The sequence below is a fragment of the Arthrobacter sp. YD4 genome (genome assembly GCF_030410515.1).
Lineage (GTDB): Bacteria > Actinomycetota > Actinomycetes > Actinomycetales > Micrococcaceae > Arthrobacter.
Window position 1 is genome coordinate 45460 of sequence record NZ_JAUHHD010000007.1, and the last position, 19874, is coordinate 65333.

Here is a 19874-nt window from a genome sequence, read left to right on the forward strand (position 1 = left end):
CAATGTCCTCCGCCAGCAACGTCACCGCGAGCGAAACCGGCACGTCCACGGGCCTCTCCCGGGACACCGGCGGCACCGCCCCCTCGGCGGCCGCGCCCGCGGGCCAGGACGCGCACGCTCCGGAGGACGGCATCAGCATCGGCGTGATCCTGGGCTTCCCGCCCAGGATCGCCGAGGAGCTGCGGCGCTGGCGGGCCTCCTTCGGGGACCCGCTGGCCGCTACGGTGCCCGCCCACATCACGCTGGTCACCACCACCACCACCCGGGACTGGGAGGCCACCCGGCGGCACGTCCGCGAGGTCGCCGGCCGGCAGGAGCCCTTCACCGTCACCATCGCCGGCACCGGATCGTTCCGGCCCGTCTCCCCGGTGGTGTTCCTGAAGGTGGAGGAGGGGTTCGGCGAGTGCGTGGACCTGCACCGGCAGCTGCAGCGCGGCCCACTGGAGCGCGAGCTGCCCTTCGCCTACCACCCGCACGTCACCGTGGCCCACGACGTCGCCCCGGAAAGCCTCGACGAGGCCGAAACGGCGCTGAAGGATTACAGGGCCAGCTTCCCGGTGGCTAGCATGGGTCTTTACGAGCACGATGACAACGGCATCTGGCAGCTACGGGAAGAACTGGACTTTGGCAGCGAACGTGACCACCACCGAGGCGAAGGCGCCCCAGAAGGCCCCCGCTAGCCCACCCGCACCCACGGACCTGCCCGGGCTGCGCCTGGAGGTCATCCACAAGCGGATGGACTGGGTCAAAGCCCGCCGCTCCGGTGGCAACGTCCTGGCGGGCATGCCGCTGCTGTTCGCGAAGATCAACACCTTCCGGCCGCAGCGTGCCTTCATGCACTACAACCTCCAGCGCGGCCCGCTCCTGAGCGCGGGCATCGGCTTCCGGATGTTTTTCTCCATCACCGGCCTGCTGGCCACCGGATTCTCCCTCGCCGGGCTGATCCTCAACGGCCAGCCCGCCCTGCTGGAACAGATCATCCGCAGCGTCGCCGGCGCCGCCCCCGGCCTGCTCAAGGTCAACGGCGGCCCGGGACTGGTGGACCCGCACCAGCTGCTCAACCCGTCCAACCTCGGCTGGACCGCCCTGATCGCCGCCGCCGTCACGGTGTTCACCGCGCTCGGCTGGATCAGCGGGGTCCGCGACGGCGTCCGCGGCATGATGCAGCTGGGCCCGCGGCCCATCCTGCCCGTGCTGCAGATCCTGCGCGACGCCGGGACCCTGCTGCTTCTCGGTGCCGCCCTGGTGGTCAGCGCGGGCGCGTCCCTGGTGTTCGGCACGGCCGCCGACTGGGTTGCCGGCCTGCTGCACCTGGACCCGCTGCTGGCCGGTCCGCTGACCACGTCGGTGACCATCGTGGTGCCCCTGCTGCTGGCATGGGGGACCGCCCTGATCATGTTCCGGGTGGCGGCCGGGGTGCGCCTGTCGCGGCGGGCGCTGCTGGAGGGCACCATCATGGCCGCCGCAGGCACCACGGTGCTGCAGTTCTTCAGCACCCAACTGCTGGCCAGCTCGGGCCGCAACCCGATCCTGGCCCCGTTCGCCATCATCATCGGGCTGCTGGTCTGGTTCAACCTGGTCAGCCAGGTCTACCTGGTCTCCGCCTCCTGGTCCGCCGTGCGCGAATCAGACCGGTCCGCCGGCCCGGTGGACAAGACCCTCGGCTGGGGTGCCCGCCAGGTCCAGCCCGGCCGGACCCCCGCCGAGCCGCGCGTGCGCCCGCGGCGGGCGCCGGCTAGTTTCCGGCGTCGAGGTACTGATCGGCCCACGCCGAAATAATCTTCGCCGCCCGGGCCGCCTGCCCCTTTCCGGTGAGCAGGTGGTCCGAGCCCTCCAGCGAGACGAAGTTCCGCGGGTGCCGGGCGGTCTGGAAGATGCTGCTGGCGTTCTCGATGCCCACCGTGGTGTCCGTGGGGGAGTGCAGTACCATCAGCGGCTTGTGCAGCCGGCGGATGCAGTCGGTGAGGTCCGCGTTCTCCAGGTCCTCCACGAAGTGCCGGCGGATCTCCACCCGCTTGCCGCCCAGGTCCACCTCGGCGCTGCCCTTGCTGAGGATGCGGTCCAGGGCCGCGTCGAAGACGTGGGCCACGTGCTTGGGCGAGAAGGGCGCGCCCACCGTGGCCACCGCGTCCAGCTCCGGGATGCTGTGGGCCGCCGCCAGCACGGCGGCACCGCCGAAGGAGTGGCCCACCAGCAGCGACACCGGCCGCCCGGAGGCGCGCATGAACTCCGCAGCCCGGACCGTGTCCGCCACCTTGTGGCTGAAGGACCCGGCCGACCATTCGCCCGCCGAGCCGCCCAGGCCCAGGTTGTCGAAGCGCAGCATGCCCACCCCGTTGTCCGCCAGCGCCTTGCACATCCGGGAGGCGGCCGGGCTGTCCTTGCCCAGGGTGAAGCCGTGCGAGAACACGCCCCAGCCCTTCACCGGCCCCTCGGGCAGGTCGATGATCCCGGAGAGCAGTTCGCCGGTGGAACCTTCGAAGGTGACTTTTTCGGAGCGGGACACGGGGGCCTTTCGACGGAGACAGTGGGGCGGCGGAGGGGTATGGGAGGGGAACACGACGACGGCGCCCCCACCCAAGGGTGGAAGGCGCCGTCGTCGTGGTGCTGTGCCCGTGGAGGGCTCAGCGGTGCTTAGACCTTGCGGGACAGGATAGCCTGCTTGACCTCAGCGATGGCCTGCGTGACCTGGATGCCGCGGGGGCATGCCTCGGTGCAGTTGAAGGTGGTGCGGCAGCGCCACACGCCTTCCTTGTCGTTGAGGATCTCCAGGCGCATGTCGCCGGCATCGTCGCGGGAGTCGAAGATGAAGCGGTGCGCGTTGACGATCGCGGCCGGGCCAAAGTACTGGCCGTCGGTCCAGAACACCGGGCAGGACGAGGTGCACGCGGCGCACAGGATGCACTTGGTGGTGTCGTCGAACCGCTCGCGGTCCTCGGCGGACTGCAGGCGTTCCTTGGTGGGCTCGTGGCCGCGGTTGATCAGGAACGGCATGACCTCACGGAAGGACTGGAAAAACGGCTCCATGTCCACGATCAGGTCCTTTTCGACCGGCAGGCCCTTGATCGGCTCGACCGTGATGGGCTTGGTGGTGTCCAGGTCCTTGAGCAGGGTCTTGCAGGCCAGGCGGTTGCGGCCGTTGATGCGCATGGCATCGGAACCGCAGACGCCGTGCGCGCAGGACCGGCGGAAGGAGACGCTGCCGTCCTGCTCCCACTTGATCTTGTGCAGGGCGTCCAGCACGCGGTCGGTGCCGTACATGGTGACCTGGAAGTCGTCCCAGGTGGCCTCCTCGGAGACCTCGGGGTTGTAGCGGCGCACGCGCAGCGTCACGTCGAAGGACGGGATTTCCCCGCCGCCGCCGACGCCGGCGGGCAGTTCGATCTTGGAGGCTGGCTCAGCGAGTTCAGCGGTCATCTTAGTACTTCCTCACCATCGGCTCGTAGCGCGTGAAGACCACCGGTTTGGTAGCCAGCCGGATGCCAGCGATCGCCTCGGCGGAACCGTCCGCCGGAGCGTGCTCATCCTTGTACGCCATGGAGTGCTTCATGAATTTTTCGTCGTCGCGCTCGGGGAAGTCCTCGCGGAAGTGTCCGCCGCGGGACTCCTCGCGGTGCAGGGCCGCCACGGTCATGACCTTGGCAAGCTCCAGCAGGAAGCCCAGCTCCACGGCCTCGAGCAGGTCAAGGTTGAAGCGCTTGCCCTTGTCCTGAACGTTGATCCGCTGGTAGCGCTCCTCGAAAGATGCGATGTCCGCCAGGACCTGGTTCAGCGTATCGGCGGTGCGGAACACCTGCATGTTGGCGTCCATGGTGTCCTGCAGTTCCTTGCGGATCTGGGCCACCTTTTCGGTGCCGTTGGCGGTGCGGACGTGCTCCAGCAGGTTCAGCGTGTAGGCCTCCGGATCCGCGGGCAGTTCCACGAAATCGGCGGTCTTGGCGTACTCGGCGGCGGCGACGCCGGCGCGCTTGCCGAAGACGTTGATGTCCAGCAGCGAGTTGGTGCCCAGGCGGTTGGAGCCGTGGACGGACACGCAGGCAACCTCACCGGCGGCGTAGAGGCCCGGGACGATCGTGTCGTTGTCCTGCAGGACCTCGGCGCTGATGTTCGTGGGGATGCCGCCCATGGCGTAGTGCGCGGTCGGGAAGACCGGCACCGGCTCGGTGTACGGCTCCACGCCCAGGTAGGTGCGGGCGAACTCGGTGATGTCCGGGAGCTTGGCATCGATGTGCGCCGGCTCCAGGTGCGTCAGGTCCAGGAGGACGTAGTCCTTGTTCGGGCCGCAGCCGCGGCCCTCGCGGACCTCGTTGGCCATGGAACGGGCCACGATGTCACGGGGCGCCAGGTCCTTGATGGTGGGGGCGTAACGCTCCATGAAGCGCTCACCCTCGGAGTTGCGCAGGATCGCGCCCTCGCCGCGGGCCGCCTCGGAGAGCAGGATGCCCAGGCCGGCCAGGCCTGTCGGGTGGAACTGGAAGAACTCCATGTCCTCCAGGGGGATACCGCGGCGGAACGCGATGCCCATGCCGTCACCGGTAAGCGTGTGGGCGTTGGAGGTGGTCTTGAAGACCTTGCCGGCGCCGCCGGAGGCGAACACGACCGACTTGGCCTGGAAGACGTGCAGTTCGCCGGAGGCCAGGTCGTAGGACACGACGCCCGCAACGCGCTTCTGCTTGTACGGGGTGCCGTCCTCGCGGACCGCGTCTTCCTCAACCGTCAGCAGGTCCAGCACGTAGTACTCGTTGTAGAACTCAACGTTGTGCTTGACGCAGTTTTGGTACAGGGTCTGGAGGATCATGTGCCCGGTGCGGTCGGCGGCGTAGCAGGCGCGGCGGACCGGGGCCTTGCCGTGGTCGCGGGTGTGGCCACCGAAGCGGCGCTGGTCGATCCGGCCCTCGGGCGTGCGGTTGAACGGCAGGCCCATCTTCTCGAGGTCCAGGACGGCGTCAATCGCTTCCTTCGCCATGACCTCGGCGGCGTCCTGGTCAACCAGGTAGTCGCCACCCTTGATGGTGTCGAAGGTGTGCCATTCCCAGTTGTCTTCCTCGACGTTGGCCAGGGCGGCGCACATGCCGCCCTGTGCCGCGCCGGTGTGGGAGCGCGTGGGATAAAGCTTGGTCAGTACCGCTGTTCGGGCGCGCTGACCGGATTCGATCGCTGCGCGCATGCCCGCGCCACCGGCGCCGACGATGACGACGTCGTACTTATGGACCTGCATACCAGATGCTCTTTCTCTCAAAATTCGCTGTGAACACCGCCGGCGAGACCAGGACGGTGGGGCCCGCTGTTCCTGCCCGCCGGGCAGGCAGGACTCAGCGGCCGGGGACCGGGGCGGCTACGGGGCGGGGCAGAACCCGCCGGGCAGCTGCACGCCGTCGACCACGGGGCAGGGGTTGAAGGTGAAGATCACCAGGGTGCCGAGGATGACGATTGCCGCGGCGGCCGCGTACAGCACGATCTTCAGCCACAGGCGCGTGGCGTCCCTCTCGGCGTAGTCATTGATGATGGTGCGGACGCCGTTGCTGCCGTGCAGCATGGCCAGCCACAGCATCGCCAGGTCCCAGACCTGCCAGAACGGGTCGGCCCACTTGCCGGCGACGAAGCCGAAGTCGACCGCGTGGATGCCTCCGCCGACCATCAGGTTCACAAACAGGTGACCGAAGATGAGGACCACCAGCACGACACCGGAGAGCCGCATGAACAGCCATGCCAGCATCTCGAAGTTGCCCTTCGAGGAACCGTTGCGGTTGTACTTCGGGGCGACGCGGCCCGCGCCGACCTTGCCGGAGCGCGGGGTCTGGATCTGCGTTGCACTCATGGCTAGTGACCTCCGAGGGCGAGGGACAGGTGGCGGATGGAGAAGCCGACCATGACGATGACCCAGAGGGCCAGAACCGTCCACAGCATCTGGCGCTGGTACTTGGCGCCCTTCTTCCAGAAGTCGACGGCGATGATCCGGAGGCCGTTGAAGGCGTGGAAGACGATCGCCGCGACGAGGCCCGTTTCACCCAGGGCCATGAGGGGGTTCTTGTAAGAGCCGATCACGGCGTTGTATGCCTCCGGGGACACACGCACCAACGACGTGTCCAGCACGTGGACCAACAAGAAGAAAAAGATCACTACACCGGTAACGCGGTGTCCAACCCAGGACCACATGCCTTCACGGCCGCGGTACAAGGTGCCAGCTGGTTTTGTCGGCACTGAATAAACCTCCCTGCAACACAGCGGCGCTGGCATGGGATCCACGCGGGGGGAACGCCTGCTGCGAGAGCACTCGTAAGCTCAAGCCTAAATCTAGGCTTCGCTGTCAGCTTATTCAATTCAGGGCGGCGGTACGGCGGGGAGCTTCCGCGGTTTTTGCCCGGTTTTGAGACGAACGCCACATTCGCTGGCATTGCCGGTCAATTTGGTGTGCACTTTCCGGGGCTCCGGGGCCCCGTCCGTTAGAGTGGCCGTGATGAATACTGATAATGTGACCGGCCTCGAGCCGCATGATGCCGCCGCGGATTCGCCCCTGGACCGTTTCATTGCGGTGATCCCGGCCGGGGGTGTCGGCACGCGCCTCTGGCCGCTGTCCCGCGCCGCGGCCCCGAAGTTCCTGCACGACCTCACCGGGTCCGGCAGTACCTTGTTGCGCGCCACCTACGACCGCCTGGAGCCATTGGCCGGCAGTCGGATGCTGGTCGTCACCGGCAACGCCCACCGCGAGGCCGTCTGCCGCCAGCTGCCGGAGATCCACGACGCCGACCTGGTGCTGGAGAGCGAGCCGAAGGATTCCGGCGCCGCGATCGGCCTGGCCGCCGCCATCCTCTACGAACGCGACCCGGACACCATCATGGGCTCCTTCGCCGCGGACCAGGTCATCAGCCCCGACGAGCTGTTCCAGGATGCCGTCCGGGAGGCTATCTACACGGCCGCCTACGGCAAGATCGTCACGATCGGCATCAAGCCGACGCACCCCTCCACCGGGTTCGGCTACATCCGCGCCGGTGAGCAGCTCAGCGTCCCGAATGCCCCCAGCGCCCACACGGTGGTGGAGTTCGTCGAGAAGCCCAGCGAGGACGTCGCCCAGCAGTACGTGGACAGCGGTGAATACGTCTGGAACGCCGGCATGTTCGTCGCCCCCGTGTCCCTGATGCTCAAGCACCTCGAGGCCAACCAGCCGGAGCTGTTCGCCGGCCTGCAGGAGATCGCCAAGGCGTGGGACACCCCGCTGCGTGACGAGGTCACCGCCCGGGTCTGGCCCACTCTGCCCAAGATCGCCATCGACTACGCCGTGGCCGAGCCCGCCGCCGAGGCCGGGGACGTCGCCGTCGTGCCCGGCACCTTCCGTTGGGACGACGTCGGGGACTTCGCCTCCGTGGGCCGGCTCAACAGCGCCAAGGAGGTCGACGAGGTCACCGTGATCGGCGCCGGCGCCCGGGTCTTCACCGAAAACGCCAGCGGCGTGGTGGTCACCGACACCAAGCGCGTCATCGCCCTGATCGGCATCAAGGACGTCGTGATCGTGGACACCCCGGACGCCCTGCTGGTCACCACCAAGGCCCACTCGCAGCGGGTCAAGGCCGCCGTCGACGCCCTCAAGGCCAGCGGCGACACGGACGTCCTCTAGCCCGGCCACGCTTAACCGCCGCTGACCTGCGCTTTCACCGCCGCCCGGGACCCGATGGGTACCCGGGCGGCGGTGCGTAATGCGCCGTCCGGGATGCCGCTATTTTTTGGACTGTGGCTACAGTGATTGAGTGCGCAATTACACTACCGAGGCCGAGCCCACCACCCGCGTGGAACCCTGGCTGGAGCCCCTCCTGCCGGAATTGATCGACTTCCGCCGTGACCTGCACGCGCACCCCGAGCTGTCCTTCAAGGAATTCCGCACCACGGACAAGCTCGCGAGCCGGCTGGAGGCCGCCGGACTGAAGCCGCGCCGCCTGGAAGGCACCGGCCTGACCGTGGACGTGGGGGAGGGACCCATCGCCACCGCGCTGCGCGGCGATATCGACGCGCTGCCGATCATCGAGGAAACCGGGCTGGAGTTCGCCTCCAAGAACCACGGGGTCACGCACGCCTGCGGCCACGACGTGCACACCACCACCATGCTCGGCATTGCCCTGGTGCTGCAGCGCATGCACGAAGCCTCCCCGCTGGGCGGGACGGTCCGGATCATCTTCCAGCCGGCCGAGGAAACCATGCCCGGCGGCGCCCATGCCTGCATCGAACAGGGCGTCCTCGAGGGAGTTCCCCGGATTCTGGCGCTGCACTGTGACCCGCGGATCGAGGTGGGCAAGATCGGCACCCGCATCGGCGCCATCACCTCCGCCTCCGACACCATCAAGATCGAACTCTCCGGCCGCGGCGGCCACACCTCCCGCCCGCACCTGACCGAGGAGCTGGTCTTCGCCCTCGCCCAGATCGCTATCAACGTCCCCGCCGTCCTGTCCCGCCGGGTGGACGTGCGCAGCGGTGTCTCCGTGGTGTGGGGCCACATCTCCGCCGGCGCCGCCCCGAACGCCATCCCGGCCAGCGGCTACATGGCCGGCACCATGCGCTGCCTGGACCGGGACGCCTGGCACAGCGCCGGCCGGATCCTCGACGAGGTGGTCCAGCAGATCGCCGCGCCCTATGGCGTCGACGTTCACCTCGAGCACACCCGCGGCGTCCCGCCGGTGGTCAACTCCGAGCACGAGACCGCACTGATCGAGGCCTCCGCCCGCGCCGAGATCGGCGAGAGCTCCGTGGTGCTCACCCCGCAGTCCATGGGCGGGGAGGACTTCGCCTGGTTCCTGGCAGATCTGCCCGGGGCCATGATGCGGCTGGGCACCAAGACCCCCGGCGGCGAGGAGTACGACCTGCACCGCGGCGACTACATCCTGGACGAGCGCGCCCTGGGCCTGGGCATCCGGGTCCTTACCGCCGCCGCCCTGCGCACCCTCCGCGACCTCGGGCAGCAGTAGCGCCTCCGCCTCACCGCCGGGCTACCCGCCGGACTGCCCGCCGGAATTCCCCACCTTTGCCCCCTGACGCCGCGACGCGCCGTCGGGTCCCGCGGACACGCCGGACGATGACGGCGAACGTGGGGGATTTCCGCACGCCACCACGGCCGGTGCGTTAGGTTGTGCACAACTGAGTTGCGTACAACTGAAAAAATCCGTAGGGTGGAATCATGCCCTCTTCCGCAGAGACCCCCGACGCCGTGACCCGGCCCGAGGCGCCCCGCCTCGACAGGCAATTGTGCTTCGCCATGTACTCGGCCTCCCGCGCCGCGACGGCGGCCTACCGGCCGATGTTGGAGGAGCTGGGCCTGACCTACCCGCAGTACCTGGCCATGATGGTGCTCTGGGAGGACCAGCCACGCAGCGTCCGCGACCTCGGCGAGGAGCTCGGCCTGGACTCGGGCACGCTGTCCCCGTTGCTGAAGCGGCTCGAGGCGCTGGGCTTTGTGGAACGGCGCCGGTCCGCCGAGGATGAGCGGCGCGTCGAGGTCTTCCTGACCGACGCCGGTGCAGCCCTGGGCGCCCGCGCCGCCGGTATTCCGCAGCGCCTGGCCGACGCCGCCGGACTGTCCGCCGCGGAGCTGGACCAGCTCCGCGAGACCCTGACCCGGCTGGCCGCCGCCCTGCATGCCGGCCACTGACGGCGACCGGGCCGCCCGGCGGCCCACACCACAGACTTTCCCCACCCCGACAGATTGGATCCCCATGAAAACCCTGTACACCGCGGAGGCCCTCGCCTCCGGTGAAGGCCGCGACGGCAACGCCCAGACCAACGACGGCAAGCTCAATGTCACGCTCGCCAGCCCGGTGGAGCTGGGCGGCAGCGGCGAGGGCACCAACCCGGAGCAGCTCTTCGCCGCCGGCTATGCCGCATGCTTCCACTCGGCCCTGCGCCTGGTGGGCCGCCAGCAGAAGGCGGACCTGACCGATTCCGCCGTCGCCGCGAAGATCCACCTCGGCGCCCTGGACGGCGGCGCCGGCTACGGCATCGCCGCCGAACTCGAGATCGCGCTGCCCGCCGTCGACCGCGAGACCGCCGAGGCGCTCGTGGCCAAGGCCCACGAGGTCTGCCCCTACTCCAACGCCACCCGTGGCAACATCACCGTAGACATCACCATCATGGAGGTCGCCGCATGAGCATCGAGAACACCACCCTTCCCACCAGCACCCGCGAGATCCAGCTGGCCTCCCGCCCGCACGGCCGCCCCGTGCCGGAGAACTTTCGCCTGGCCGAGTCGGCCCTGCCGGAGCTGCAGGACGGTCAGGTCCTGGTCCGCAACCTCTTCATCTCCGTCGACCCATACATGCGCGGCCGGATGAACGACGTGAAGTCCTACTCCGCGCCGTTCGCCCTGGACGCGGCCATGGAGGGCGGCGCCGTCGGCGAGGTCATCGCCTCCCGCTCCGAGGACCGCAAGGTCGGCGACACCGTGGTGCACAGCCTCGGCTGGCGTGAATACGCCGTCCTGGACGCCGGCGCCACCTCGCCGGCCCGCACGGACATCGCCCCGGCGTCGGCCTTCCTCGGCGCCCTCGGCATGACCGGCCTGACCGCCTACGCCGGCCTGCTGAAGGTTGCCGACTTCAAGCCCGGCGACGCCGTGTTCGTCTCCGGTGCCGCCGGCGCCGTCGGCTCCCTGGTGGGCCAGATCGCCAAGGCCATGGGCGCCTCCCGGGTCATCGGCAGCGCCGGCACCCCGGAGAAGGTCGCCCGCCTGCTCGAGCTCGGCTTCGACGCCGCGTTCAACTACCACGACGGCCCGGTCCGCGACCTGCTCAAGGACGCCGCGGGCGAGAAGGGCATCGACGTCTACTTCGACAACGTTGGCGGCGAGCACCTCGAAGCCGCGCTCTCGGTGATGAACGTCGGCGGCCGCGTAGCCATGTGCGGCGCCATCGCGCAGTACAACTCCACCGAGCCGACCCCGGCCCCGCGGAACCTGATGCTGGCCATCGGCAAGCAGCTGACCCTCAAGGGCTTCCTGGTGGGCGGCTACTGGCAGTACATGGGCGAGTTCGTCGAGAAGGTCTCCGGCTGGATTGCCGACGGCACCATCCGCTACGACGAGACGATCGTGGACGGCCTGGAGAACGCCCCGCAGGCCTTCATGGACCTGCTCGACGGCGCCAACACCGGCAAGATGCTCGTCCGCCTCTAAGCAAGCCTCCAGGCAGACAGCCGACCCGCCCACCGCGTGCGGCTCCGAAAAGGCCCCGGACTCACAGTCCGGGGCCTTTTCGCGCGCCGAGGGCAGGGGAGGGGCAGGCTAGGGGAGCGCGTTGGTAACAACTTCTCAACAATCTGGGAAACCGCTGTGAACTGTGTTACTCGACGTGTTGCAGGCCACTAAAGTAGCTGGCATCAGTGCGCCTCGGCGCAGCGCTGCGAACGCCTCAGTGACAACAGTGTTTCGGGAGCAACACCGTAAGCGGACAGTCATTGAACACCCGTCGCATCGCCTACCCCTTCCTGGAGGAACTTTGAAGAACTCACTGCGCGCAACTCTCAAGCGCGGTTCCATGGCCGGCGTCGCCACCGCGGGTGCGGCCGCCCTGCTGCTGACCGGCTGCGGCGCCGCCCCGTCCTCGTCCAACGCCTCAGGCTCGGCCACCAAGTCCGACTACACCGCCTGCATGGTGTCCGACTCCGGCGGGTTCGATGACAAGTCGTTCAACCAGTCCGGCTACGAGGGCCTGCAGAACGCCGCCAAGGACCTCGGCATCAACGAGAAGCACGTCCAGTCCAAGGCTGACACGGACTACGACCCGAACCTCCGCTCCATGGTCCAGCAGGGCTGCAAGCTCACCGTGACCGTCGGCTTCCTCCTCGGCGACGCCACCAAGTCCATCGCGACGGCCAACCCGAACAACCACTTCGCGATCATCGACTACAACGACCCGACCTTCCCGAAGAACGTCAAGCCGATCGTCTACGACACGGCCCAGGCCGCGTTCCTGGCCGGCTACCTGGCCGCCGGAACCTCCAAGACCGGAAAGGTCGCCACCTTCGGCGGCATCAACATCCCCACCGTCACCATCTTCATGGACGGCTTCGCCGACGGCGTGAAGTACTACAACCAGAAGAAGAGCAAGAACGTCCAGCTCCTCGGCTGGGACAAGGACAAGCAGGACGGCACCTTCGTCGGCGACTTCAAGCAGGTCGACAAGGGCAAGGTCCTGACCCAGGGCTTCCTGGACCAGGGCGCGGACATCGTCCTGCCCGTCGCCGGCCCGGTCGGCGGCGGCGCCGGCAGCGCCATCCTGGACGCCAAGTCCAAGGGCAAGGACGCCAAGCTCATCTGGGTTGACTCCGACGGCTACCTGACCGCCGCCGAGTACAAGTCCGTGATCCTGTCCTCCGTGCAGAAGACCATGTCCACCGCCGTCGAATCCGTCATCAAGGACGACAAGGACGGCAAGTTCGACGCCGCCCCGTACATCGGCACCCTGGAGAACGGCGGCGTGGCCCTGGCCCCGTTCCACGACCTGGATTCCGCTGTTCCGGCCGACCTCAAGAGCGAGCTGGACCAGCTGAAGAAGGACATCATCTCCGGCACCGTCAAGGTCGAGTCGAAGTCCAGCCCGACCAAGTAAGCAGCACACCGCGGGGCGCGCTGCCCTTCCGCCGTCACCCGGCCGAAGGGCAGCGCGTTCTGTTTTGCCGGGGCCTCCCGGCACCCCGCCGGGACGTCTCTGGGGAAGCCCGCCCGGCCACCACCCTGCCCAGCAACCACCCGTGACACTAGGCTGGGATCACCCGCTGCGCTGCCGCCCACCACGGCGCCGGAGCAGTCCATTTACACAGACAGATTGGTTGGGGTTTTGAAACTCGAACTGAAGGGGATCACGAAGCGCTTCGGATCCCTGGTAGCCAATGACCACATTGACCTGGTCGTCGAACCCGGGCAGGTGCACTGCCTGCTGGGAGAAAACGGCGCCGGCAAGTCCACCCTGATGAACGTCCTCTACGGTCTCTACGACCCGACCGAGGGCGAGATCCTGGTGGACGACAAGCCCGTGGTCTTCAAGGATCCGGGCGAGGCGATGGCCGCCGGCATCGGCATGGTCCACCAGCACTTCATGCTCATCCCGGTCTTCACCGTTGCCGAGAACGTGGCCCTCGGCAACGAGACCACCAAGGCCGCCGGGCTGCTGAACCTGGACGCCACGCGCGAGAAGATCCGGCAGATCTCGGACCAGTACGGCTTCGACGTCGACCCCGACGCGATGGTCGAGGACCTGCCCGTCGGCGTCCAGCAGCGCGTCGAGATCATCAAGGCCCTGGTCCGCGACGCCGAGGTCCTGATCCTGGATGAGCCCACCGCCGTGCTCACCCCGCAGGAAACCGACGAACTCCTGGACATCATCCGCCAGCTGAAGCGGGACGGGAAGTCGATCGTCTTCATCTCGCACAAGCTCCGCGAGGTCAAGGCCATCTCGGACACCATCACCGTCATCCGCCGCGGCAAGGTCGTCGGCCAGGCCGACCCCTCCGCCTCACCCACCGAACTGGCCTCCGCCATGGTGGGACGCGCCGTCAGCCTGAACCTGGACAAGGCCCCCGCGAAGACCGGCGACGTGACCTTCACGGTCCGGAACCTCACCGTGACCGACCACAACGGCCAACACGTCGTCGATGGGCTGTCCTTCGACATCGCCAAGGGCGAGGTCCTCGCCATCGCCGGCGTGCAGGGCAACGGCCAGACCGAACTGACCGAGGCGATCCTTGGCGTCCAGCCGCACGTCACCGGCTCCATCACGCTCGACGGCGAGGAACTGCTGGGCAAGAGCGTCAAGCACGTCCTCGGCGCCGGCGTCGGATTCGTCCCCGAGGACCGCACCCTCGACGGCCTGGTCGGCACCTTCACCATCGCCGAGAACATGATCCTGGACCTCTACGACAAGGCCCCGTTCGCCCGCGGCGTCGGGATGAAGCCCTCCGTGATCGCCGAAAACGCGGCCAAAAAGGTCGAGGAATTCGACGTCCGCACCCCCTCGGTCGCCGCCGCCGTCGGCACCCTCTCGGGCGGCAACCAGCAGAAGGTGGTGCTGGCCCGCGAGCTCTCCCGCCCGCTGCGGCTCTTCATCGCCTCCCAGCCCACCCGCGGCCTGGACGTCGGCTCGATCGAATTCGTGCACAAGCGCGTCATCGCCGAACGCGACCACGGCACCCCGGTCATGATCGTCTCCACCGAACTCGACGAGGTCATGCAGCTGGCGGACCGGATCGCCGTGCTCTACCGCGGCAAGCTGGTCGGCATCGTGCCCGCCACCACCTCCCGCGACGTGCTGGGCCTGATGATGGCCGGCGTCCCGGCCGCCGAAGCCGAAGCCAGCGCCTCCGCCCACGCCCCCAGCGGCACGACGACGACGGCGCTCCCGGAGCCTGCCGGCCACGAAGGAGAAACCCATGTCTGAGAAGACAACCCCCGAGCCCCAGGCGCCCGGCGGCACCACCCCCGAACCGCAAACGCCCGGCGGCACCACAAAGGAGGCCGTCGCCTCCGACGTCGCCCTCGACACCGCCGGCGGCCAGATGCCTCCCTCGGCCGTGCCCGCCGCCACCCAGCTGCACGGCGGTGACCGCGAGGGCTCGGTCATGCACAAGATTTTCACCGGCAACGCCATGGTCTCCGTGCTCTCGGTCCTGCTGGCGATCGTACTCGGCGGCATCCTGATGGCCGTCACCAACCCGAAGGTCGCGGCCGCGGCCGGGTACTTCTTCGCCCAGCCCGGCGACCTGCTCACCGAGGTCATCCGGCCCTACACCGCACTCGTGCAGGGATCGATCTTCAACTGGGCCGGGGCCGACCTGTCCGCCCAGCTGTACCCGATCACGGAGACCTTCACGGTCGCGACCCCGCTGATCTGCGCCGGCCTCGGCGTCGCCCTCGCCTTCCGCGCCGGACTGTTCAACATCGGCGCCCAGGGCCAGATCATCTTCGGTGCCCTGTTCGGCGCCTACGCCGGCTTCGCCTGGCACCTGCCCATCGGGCTGCACCTGCTCGTCGTCATCGTTGCCGGCCTGGTCGGCGGCGCGGTCTGGGGCGGCGTCGTCGGCCTGCTGAAGGCCCGTACCGGCGCCCACGAGGTGATCGTCACGATCATGCTCAACTACATCGCCAACTTCCTGCTGCTGTTCCTGCTGACCACCCCGGCTTTCCAGCGCAAGGGCTCCACCAACCCGATCTCGCCGTTCCTGGACCCCAGCGCCCTGTTCCCGGAGCTGCTCGGACCGCAGTTCCGGCTGCACGCCGGGTTCCTGGCCGCGATCCTGGCTACCGTGTTTGTCTGGTGGCTGCTGAATCGCTCCACCATCGGCTTTGAGTTCCGGGCCGTCGGCGCGAACCCGAGCGCCGCGCGCACCGCCGGCATCAACGTCGCCCGCAGCACCATCCTCGTGATGGCGATCGCCGGCGCCCTGGCCGGGCTCGCCGGCATTGCCCAGGTCTCCGGCACGGAGAAGTACCTCTCCGGCGGCGTCGCCGCCTCGATTGGCTTCGACGCCATCACCGTCGCCCTGCTGGGCCGTTCGACGCCGTGGGGAACGTTCTTCGCCGGCTTGCTGTTCGGCGCCTTCCGCGCCGGCGGCGTGGCCATGCAGGCCCAGACCCAGACCCCGATCGACATCGTCCTGGTCATCCAGTCCCTGATCGTGCTGTTCATCGCGGCGCCCCCGCTGGTGCGGGCGATCTTCGGACTGAACCCCCGTAAGAAAAAGACCACCACGAGTGGGACCGCCGGCACGCACGCCGGCGGCGTGAAGAGCGGAGCGGCAGCATGAGCGCCACCACACACTCCCCGGCCAGCACGCCGGGTACCGGGAAGGGCGGCGCCACCGCCCCCGGCGGCAAGCCCGGAACCCCGGCCGCGTCCGAGCTGGTGAGCTGGAAGGCCGGCGTCGGCCTGGGCCTGCTGGCCGTCCTCGGCACCGTCCTGTTCGGCTTCCTGGCCAACACCAAGTCCGCGGGCTTCCGGATCGCCGAGGCCCGCGACCCGAACGCCTCCTCCGCCGCGGCCTGGATCACCCTGGCGGTCGCCCTCGCCGCCGCGGCCTACGTCGGCTACCGCTGGATCAGCCAGCGGCGCGACGGCGGACCCGTGGACCGCTGGATCCCCGCTACCACCATCGCCGCCGTCGTCGTCCTGGGCCTGGCCGCCCTCGGCGTCGCGCAGGTGGAAAAGGTCACCGTGCCCTCGATGGTGTTCGGCTGGATCTGCTCGGTGCTGCTGTTGGCCCTGGCCGGCTACACCATCTGGCTGACCCTGCAGCGCCGCCGCACTCCCGGCTGGGTGGGCGGGCTCTTCGCCGTCGTCTTCCTGGTCGGCTTCATGATCTGGATCGTCGCCGGCGGCCGCGACCCGGAACCCTCCATTTCCCTCGGCGGCCTGATGGCCGGCGCCGTTACGCTGGCCGTGCCGCTGGTCTTCGGTTCCCTCTCCGGCGTGCTCTGCGAGCGGGCCGGCGTGGTCAACATCGCCATCGAGGGCCAGCTGCTGCTGGGCGCCTTCTCCGCCGCCGTCGTCGCCACCATCACCGGCAACGTCTACGTGGGCCTGGTATCCGCCGCGATCGCCGGTGCGCTGGTCTCCCTGGTCCTGGCCGTGGTCAGCATCAAGTACCTGGTCAACCAGATCATCGTCGGCGTCGTGCTCAACGTCCTGATCAGCGGCCTCACCAGTTTCCTGTTCTCCACCCTGCTCACCGCGGACCCGGAGCACCTGAACAAGCCGGGCCGGCTGCAGCCGGTGGACATCCCGTTCCTGGCCGACATTCCGATCATCGGACCCATCCTGTTCCGCCAGTCCCTGGTGGGTTACCTGATGTACATCGCCGTGATCGTGGTCTACGTCGGGCTGTTCCACACCAAGTGGGGCCTGCGCGTCCGCGCCGTCGGCGAACACCCGCAGGCGGCCGACACGGTGGGCATCAACGTCAACCGCACCCGGTTCATTAACGTCCTGATGGGCGGGGCGATCGCCGGCATCGGCGGTTCCTTCTTCACCCTCGTCTCTGTGGACGCGTTCAGCAAGGACATGTCCGGTGGCCGCGGCTACATCGCCCTCGCCGCCATGATCTTCGGCCGCTGGAACCCCATCGGGGCCTTCCTGGCCGCGCTGCTGTTCGGCTTCGCCGACAACCTGCAGAGCATCATCACCATCATCGGCTCACCGGTGCCCAGCCAGTTCATGGCGATGCTGCCCTACGCCCTGACCGTGATCGCCGTCGCCGGGCTGGTGGGACGGTCCAGGCCGCCCGCGGCCGGCGGCATACCGTACGTGAAGGGGTGACCGGCGTGACCGGAACCCCCGACGTCGAGCCCGTGGACCTCACCGCCGCGGTGGACTGGGCGGCCCTCGAGGCCGCCGCCATCGCGGCGATGCGGAACGCCTATGCGCCCTATTCCTCCTTCCCGGTGGGGGCCGCCGCCCTCACCGCGGACGGTCGGATCGTCAGCGGCTGCAACGTCGAAAACGCCAGTTACGGCCTCACCCTCTGCGCCGAGTGCACCCTGGTGGGCAACCTGCAGATGACCGGCGGCGGAACGCTGCGGGCCTTCTACTGCGTCGACGCGCACGGCACCGTCCTGATGCCGTGCGGCCGCTGCCGCCAGTTGCTCTACGAATTCCGCGCCCCGGACATGGAACTCATGACCACCCAGGGCATCAAGACGATGGACCAGGTGCTGCCCGACGCCTTTGGCCCCCAACATCTGGAGGAAACCCGATGACCCCGTCCACCCACTCTTCCGCTAACACGGAATCCTTCGACGCCGTCGACATCATCCGCACCAAGCGGGACAAGGGCACGCTCAGCGCCGCCCAGATCGACTGGACCATCGACGCGTACACCCGCGGCGCCATCGCCGACGAGCAGATGGCCGCCCTGAACATGGCCATCCTGCTCAACGGCATGGACCGTGCGGAGATCTCCCGCTGGACCGCGGCGATGATCGCCTCCGGCGAGCGGATGGACTTCTCCAGCCTGCGCCGGCCCGACGGCGGCGTGAAGGCCACCTCGGACAAGCACTCCACCGGCGGCGTGGGGGACAAGATCACCCTCCCGCTGGCGCCCCTGGTGGCCGTCTTCGGCGTCGCCGTCCCGCAGCTCTCCGGCCGCGGCCTGGGCCACACCGGCGGCACCCTGGACAAGCTCGAGGCGATCCCGGGCTGGCGGGCCGACCTCAGCAACGAGGAGATGCTCGCCCAGCTGCAGGACGTGGGCGCGGTCATCTGCGCCGCCGGCGCCGGCCTGGCTCCGGCGGACAAGAAGCTCTACGCCCTGCGCGACGTCACCGGAACGGTCGAGGCGATCCCGCTGATCGCGTCCTCGATCATGAGCAAGAAGATCGCCGAGGGGACCGGCTCCCTGGTCCTGGACGTCAAGGTGGGCAGCGGCGCATTCATGAAGGACGAGGCGCGCGCCCGGGAGCTGGCCGAGACCATGGTGGCCCTGGGCAAGGACGCGGGCGTCAACACCGTGGCCCTGCTCACCAACATGAACACCCCGCTGGGCCTGACCGCCGGCAACGCGATCGAGGTCGAGGAGTCCGTGGAGGTGCTCGCCGGCGGCGGTCCCGAGGACGTCGTCGAACTCACCGTCCGGCTGGCCGAGGAAATGCTGGCCTGCGCCGGCGTCCACGACGCCGACCCGCGGGCCGCGCTCAAGGACGGCCGCGCCATGGACGTCTGGAACCGGATGATCGAGGCGCAGGGCGGCGACCCGCGCGCGGCGTTGCCGGTGGCCAAGGAATCCGAAACCATCTACGCCCAGGCCGACGGCGTGCTGGTGGAACTCGACGCGATGGCCGTCGGCGTCGCGGCCTGGCGTCTCGGCGCCGGCCGCGCCCGCAAGGAGGACCAGGTCCAGGCCGGCGCCGGTGTACGGATGCACGCCAAGCCCGGCGCCACCGTTCGCGCCGGCGAGCCGCTGATGACGCTGCTGACCGACACCCCGGAGAAGTTCGACCGGGCCAAGGAAGCACTGGGGCACGCCGCCGTGATCGCCCCCGAGGGATCCCGTCCGGCCCAGCAGCTGATCATCGACCGCATCGCCTAAGACCACCGCGGGGACCCGGCAGTACACTGGCTGCACAGCAGTCCGGGAGAAACCGGGTCCCGCCGTGCGTTAGGAAACCGTGCAGGCAATTAACGACTTCATCCTGGCAGCCGCGGGCCAGCCGTGGGTTCTCATCCTGGTGTTCGCCTGCTGCCTCGTCGACGGGTTCTTCCCGCCGGTGCCGAGCGAGTCCGTGGTGGTGGGCCTGGCCGCCGTCACCGCCAGCGCCGGCGTTCCCAACCCGGTCCTGCTGCTCGCCGTGGCCGCCGCCGGGGCCTTCGCCGGAGACAACATCGCCTATGCGATCGGCCGTTCCGCCGGGACCGACCGCTGGCGCTGGATGCGCGGCTACCGGACCCAGCGGGCGCTGGCCTGGGCCGGCCGGGAGCTGCGGAAGCGGCCCGCATCGCTGATCATGGTGGCCCGCTTCATCCCCATCGGCCGCGTTGCCGTCAACCTCACCGCCGGCGCGACCGGCTACTCCCGGCCCCAGTTCGTCGGCCTCACCGCGCTCTCCGCGGTCCTCTGGGGAGCGTACTCGGTGGGCATCGGACTGTTCTTCGGCCAATGGTTCGATCACAACCACCTGCTTGCCGCCACCATCGCCATCGTCTGTGCGGTCCTGCTCGGCATCGCCGTGGACCTGGTCCTGAACCGGCTGCGCCGGGGAAGCCCGATGAAGGCGCCGTGACGACCCCGCGCACCGCCGTGACCTCGCCGCGTAGCGCCGGGGGAGCCGGGCATGGGACACTGGGATGCGATGCACATCACCCCGTCGACGACGGCGTGAGACGCCTCCCGTTCCGCACCCTTTCCGTTGTCCG

19 protein-coding genes are annotated in these 19874 nt (G+C 68.8%); 14 read left to right on the forward strand and 5 right to left on the reverse strand.

What is annotated here, in order from left to right; translation table 11 throughout:
• Positions 1-2: 2 nt before the first annotated feature.
• Complete coding sequence (locus QWJ39_RS15810; RefSeq protein WP_290258844.1) at positions 3-680, forward strand: 2'-5' RNA ligase family protein; 678 nt, start codon at positions 3-5, stop codon at positions 678-680.
• A gap of 55 nt (positions 681-735) precedes the next feature.
• Entirely contained in the window at positions 736-1779 is a 1044-nt protein-coding gene (locus QWJ39_RS15815) for a YihY/virulence factor BrkB family protein (RefSeq protein WP_290258870.1), read from the forward strand.
• Here the strand turns inward: QWJ39_RS15815 and QWJ39_RS15820 are convergent.
• From QWJ39_RS15820 to sdhC, 5 genes are all read right to left on the reverse strand, one after another.
• The gene (locus QWJ39_RS15820) at positions 1736-2506 is read right to left on the reverse strand and encodes an alpha/beta hydrolase (protein WP_290258845.1); all 771 of its coding nucleotides are present in this window, start codon (positions 2504-2506) and stop codon (positions 1736-1738) included. The genes QWJ39_RS15815 and QWJ39_RS15820 overlap by 44 nt on opposite strands.
• A 128-nt stretch (positions 2507-2634) precedes the next feature.
• On the reverse strand, positions 2635-3417 hold the full coding sequence (locus QWJ39_RS15825; protein ID WP_290258846.1) for a succinate dehydrogenase iron-sulfur subunit: 783 nt from the start codon (positions 3415-3417) through the stop codon (positions 2635-2637).
• A gap of 1 nt (position 3418) precedes the next feature.
• Complete coding sequence (sdhA, locus tag QWJ39_RS15830) at positions 3419-5218, reverse strand: succinate dehydrogenase flavoprotein subunit (RefSeq protein WP_290258847.1); 1800 nt, start codon at positions 5216-5218, stop codon at positions 3419-3421.
• Between the two features lie 117 nt (positions 5219-5335).
• Positions 5336-5818, reverse strand: a complete 483-nt coding sequence (locus QWJ39_RS15835; RefSeq protein WP_290258848.1) for a succinate dehydrogenase hydrophobic membrane anchor subunit — start codon at positions 5816-5818, stop codon at positions 5336-5338.
• 2 nt (positions 5819-5820) lie between these two features.
• Positions 5821-6201 carry a succinate dehydrogenase, cytochrome b556 subunit gene (sdhC, locus tag QWJ39_RS15840; RefSeq protein WP_290258849.1) on the reverse strand — a complete coding sequence of 127 codons (381 nt, stop codon included), beginning with the start codon at positions 6199-6201 and terminating at the stop codon, positions 5821-5823.
• 256 nt (positions 6202-6457) lie between these two features.
• Here sdhC and QWJ39_RS15845 point away from each other — a divergent pair, with 256 nt between their 5' ends.
• The 12 genes from QWJ39_RS15845 to QWJ39_RS15900 all read left to right on the forward strand — a co-directional run bounded on the left by QWJ39_RS15845 (position 6458) and on the right by QWJ39_RS15900 (position 19741).
• Positions 6458-7612: a mannose-1-phosphate guanylyltransferase gene (locus tag QWJ39_RS15845; protein WP_290258850.1), complete on the forward strand. Its 1155-nt coding sequence runs from the start codon at positions 6458-6460 to the stop codon at positions 7610-7612.
• A gap of 130 nt (positions 7613-7742) precedes the next feature.
• Positions 7743-8951 (forward strand): amidohydrolase, encoded by a 1209-nt coding sequence (locus QWJ39_RS15850; RefSeq protein WP_290258851.1) that lies wholly within the window; start codon positions 7743-7745, stop codon positions 8949-8951.
• A 209-nt stretch (positions 8952-9160) separates the two neighbouring features.
• Positions 9161-9631, forward strand: coding sequence for a MarR family transcriptional regulator (locus QWJ39_RS15855; RefSeq protein ID WP_290258852.1), 471 nt, complete (start codon positions 9161-9163; stop codon positions 9629-9631).
• Between the two features lie 64 nt (positions 9632-9695).
• Positions 9696-10127: an organic hydroperoxide resistance protein gene (locus QWJ39_RS15860; RefSeq protein WP_290258853.1), complete on the forward strand. Its 432-nt coding sequence runs from the start codon at positions 9696-9698 to the stop codon at positions 10125-10127.
• On the forward strand, positions 10124-11149 hold the full coding sequence (locus tag QWJ39_RS15865; RefSeq protein ID WP_290258854.1) for an NADP-dependent oxidoreductase: 1026 nt from the start codon (positions 10124-10126) through the stop codon (positions 11147-11149). Before QWJ39_RS15860 ends, QWJ39_RS15865 begins: the two co-directional genes overlap by 4 nt.
• 322 nt (positions 11150-11471) lie before the next feature.
• Positions 11472-12584: a BMP family ABC transporter substrate-binding protein gene (locus QWJ39_RS15870; RefSeq protein ID WP_290258855.1), complete on the forward strand. Its 1113-nt coding sequence runs from the start codon at positions 11472-11474 to the stop codon at positions 12582-12584.
• A 228-nt stretch (positions 12585-12812) separates the two neighbouring features.
• Positions 12813-14408 (forward strand): ABC transporter ATP-binding protein, encoded by a 1596-nt coding sequence (locus QWJ39_RS15875; RefSeq protein WP_290258856.1) that lies wholly within the window; start codon positions 12813-12815, stop codon positions 14406-14408.
• Positions 14401-15774, forward strand: a complete 1374-nt coding sequence (locus QWJ39_RS15880; RefSeq protein WP_290258857.1) for an ABC transporter permease — start codon at positions 14401-14403, stop codon at positions 15772-15774. The genes QWJ39_RS15875 and QWJ39_RS15880 overlap by 8 nt, the downstream gene beginning before the upstream one ends.
• Positions 15771-17282 (forward strand): ABC transporter permease, encoded by a 1512-nt coding sequence (locus QWJ39_RS15885; protein WP_290258858.1) that lies wholly within the window; start codon positions 15771-15773, stop codon positions 17280-17282. Before QWJ39_RS15880 ends, QWJ39_RS15885 begins: the two co-directional genes overlap by 4 nt.
• Positions 17283-17287: 5 nt before the next feature.
• Positions 17288-17722, forward strand: coding sequence for a cytidine deaminase (locus QWJ39_RS15890; protein WP_290258859.1), 435 nt, complete (start codon positions 17288-17290; stop codon positions 17720-17722).
• The gene (locus QWJ39_RS15895) at positions 17719-19050 is read left to right on the forward strand and encodes a thymidine phosphorylase (protein WP_290258860.1); all 1332 of its coding nucleotides are present in this window, start codon (positions 17719-17721) and stop codon (positions 19048-19050) included. The genes QWJ39_RS15890 and QWJ39_RS15895 overlap by 4 nt, the downstream gene beginning before the upstream one ends.
• A 79-nt stretch (positions 19051-19129) precedes the next feature.
• Positions 19130-19741, forward strand: coding sequence for a DedA family protein (locus QWJ39_RS15900; protein ID WP_290258861.1), 612 nt, complete (start codon positions 19130-19132; stop codon positions 19739-19741).
• Positions 19742-19874: the final 133 nt, after the last annotated feature.

Excerpts from the sequence above, each read along its gene's own strand:
- QWJ39_RS15815 (WP_290258870.1), top strand. The coding sequence starts at position 736 with ATGGACTGGGTCAAAGCCCGCCGCTCCGGTGGCAACGTCCTGGCGGGC.
- sdhA (WP_290258847.1), bottom strand. The coding sequence starts at position 5,218 with ATGCAGGTCCATAAGTACGACGTCGTCATCGTCGGCGCCGGTGGCGCG.
- QWJ39_RS15810 (WP_290258844.1), top strand. The coding sequence starts at position 3 with ATGTCCTCCGCCAGCAACGTCACCGCGAGCGAAACCGGCACGTCCACG.
- QWJ39_RS15855 (WP_290258852.1), top strand. The coding sequence starts at position 9,161 with ATGCCCTCTTCCGCAGAGACCCCCGACGCCGTGACCCGGCCCGAGGCG.
- QWJ39_RS15895 (WP_290258860.1), top strand. The coding sequence starts at position 17,719 with ATGACCCCGTCCACCCACTCTTCCGCTAACACGGAATCCTTCGACGCC.
- QWJ39_RS15880 (WP_290258857.1), top strand. The coding sequence starts at position 14,401 with ATGTCTGAGAAGACAACCCCCGAGCCCCAGGCGCCCGGCGGCACCACC.
- QWJ39_RS15825 (WP_290258846.1), bottom strand. The coding sequence starts at position 3,417 with ATGACCGCTGAACTCGCTGAGCCAGCCTCCAAGATCGAACTGCCCGCC.
- QWJ39_RS15835 (WP_290258848.1), bottom strand. The coding sequence starts at position 5,818 with ATGAGTGCAACGCAGATCCAGACCCCGCGCTCCGGCAAGGTCGGCGCG.
- QWJ39_RS15885 (WP_290258858.1), top strand. The coding sequence starts at position 15,771 with ATGAGCGCCACCACACACTCCCCGGCCAGCACGCCGGGTACCGGGAAG.
- QWJ39_RS15860 (WP_290258853.1), top strand. The coding sequence starts at position 9,696 with ATGAAAACCCTGTACACCGCGGAGGCCCTCGCCTCCGGTGAAGGCCGC.
- QWJ39_RS15845 (WP_290258850.1), top strand. The coding sequence starts at position 6,458 with ATGAATACTGATAATGTGACCGGCCTCGAGCCGCATGATGCCGCCGCG.
- QWJ39_RS15865 (WP_290258854.1), top strand. The coding sequence starts at position 10,124 with ATGAGCATCGAGAACACCACCCTTCCCACCAGCACCCGCGAGATCCAG.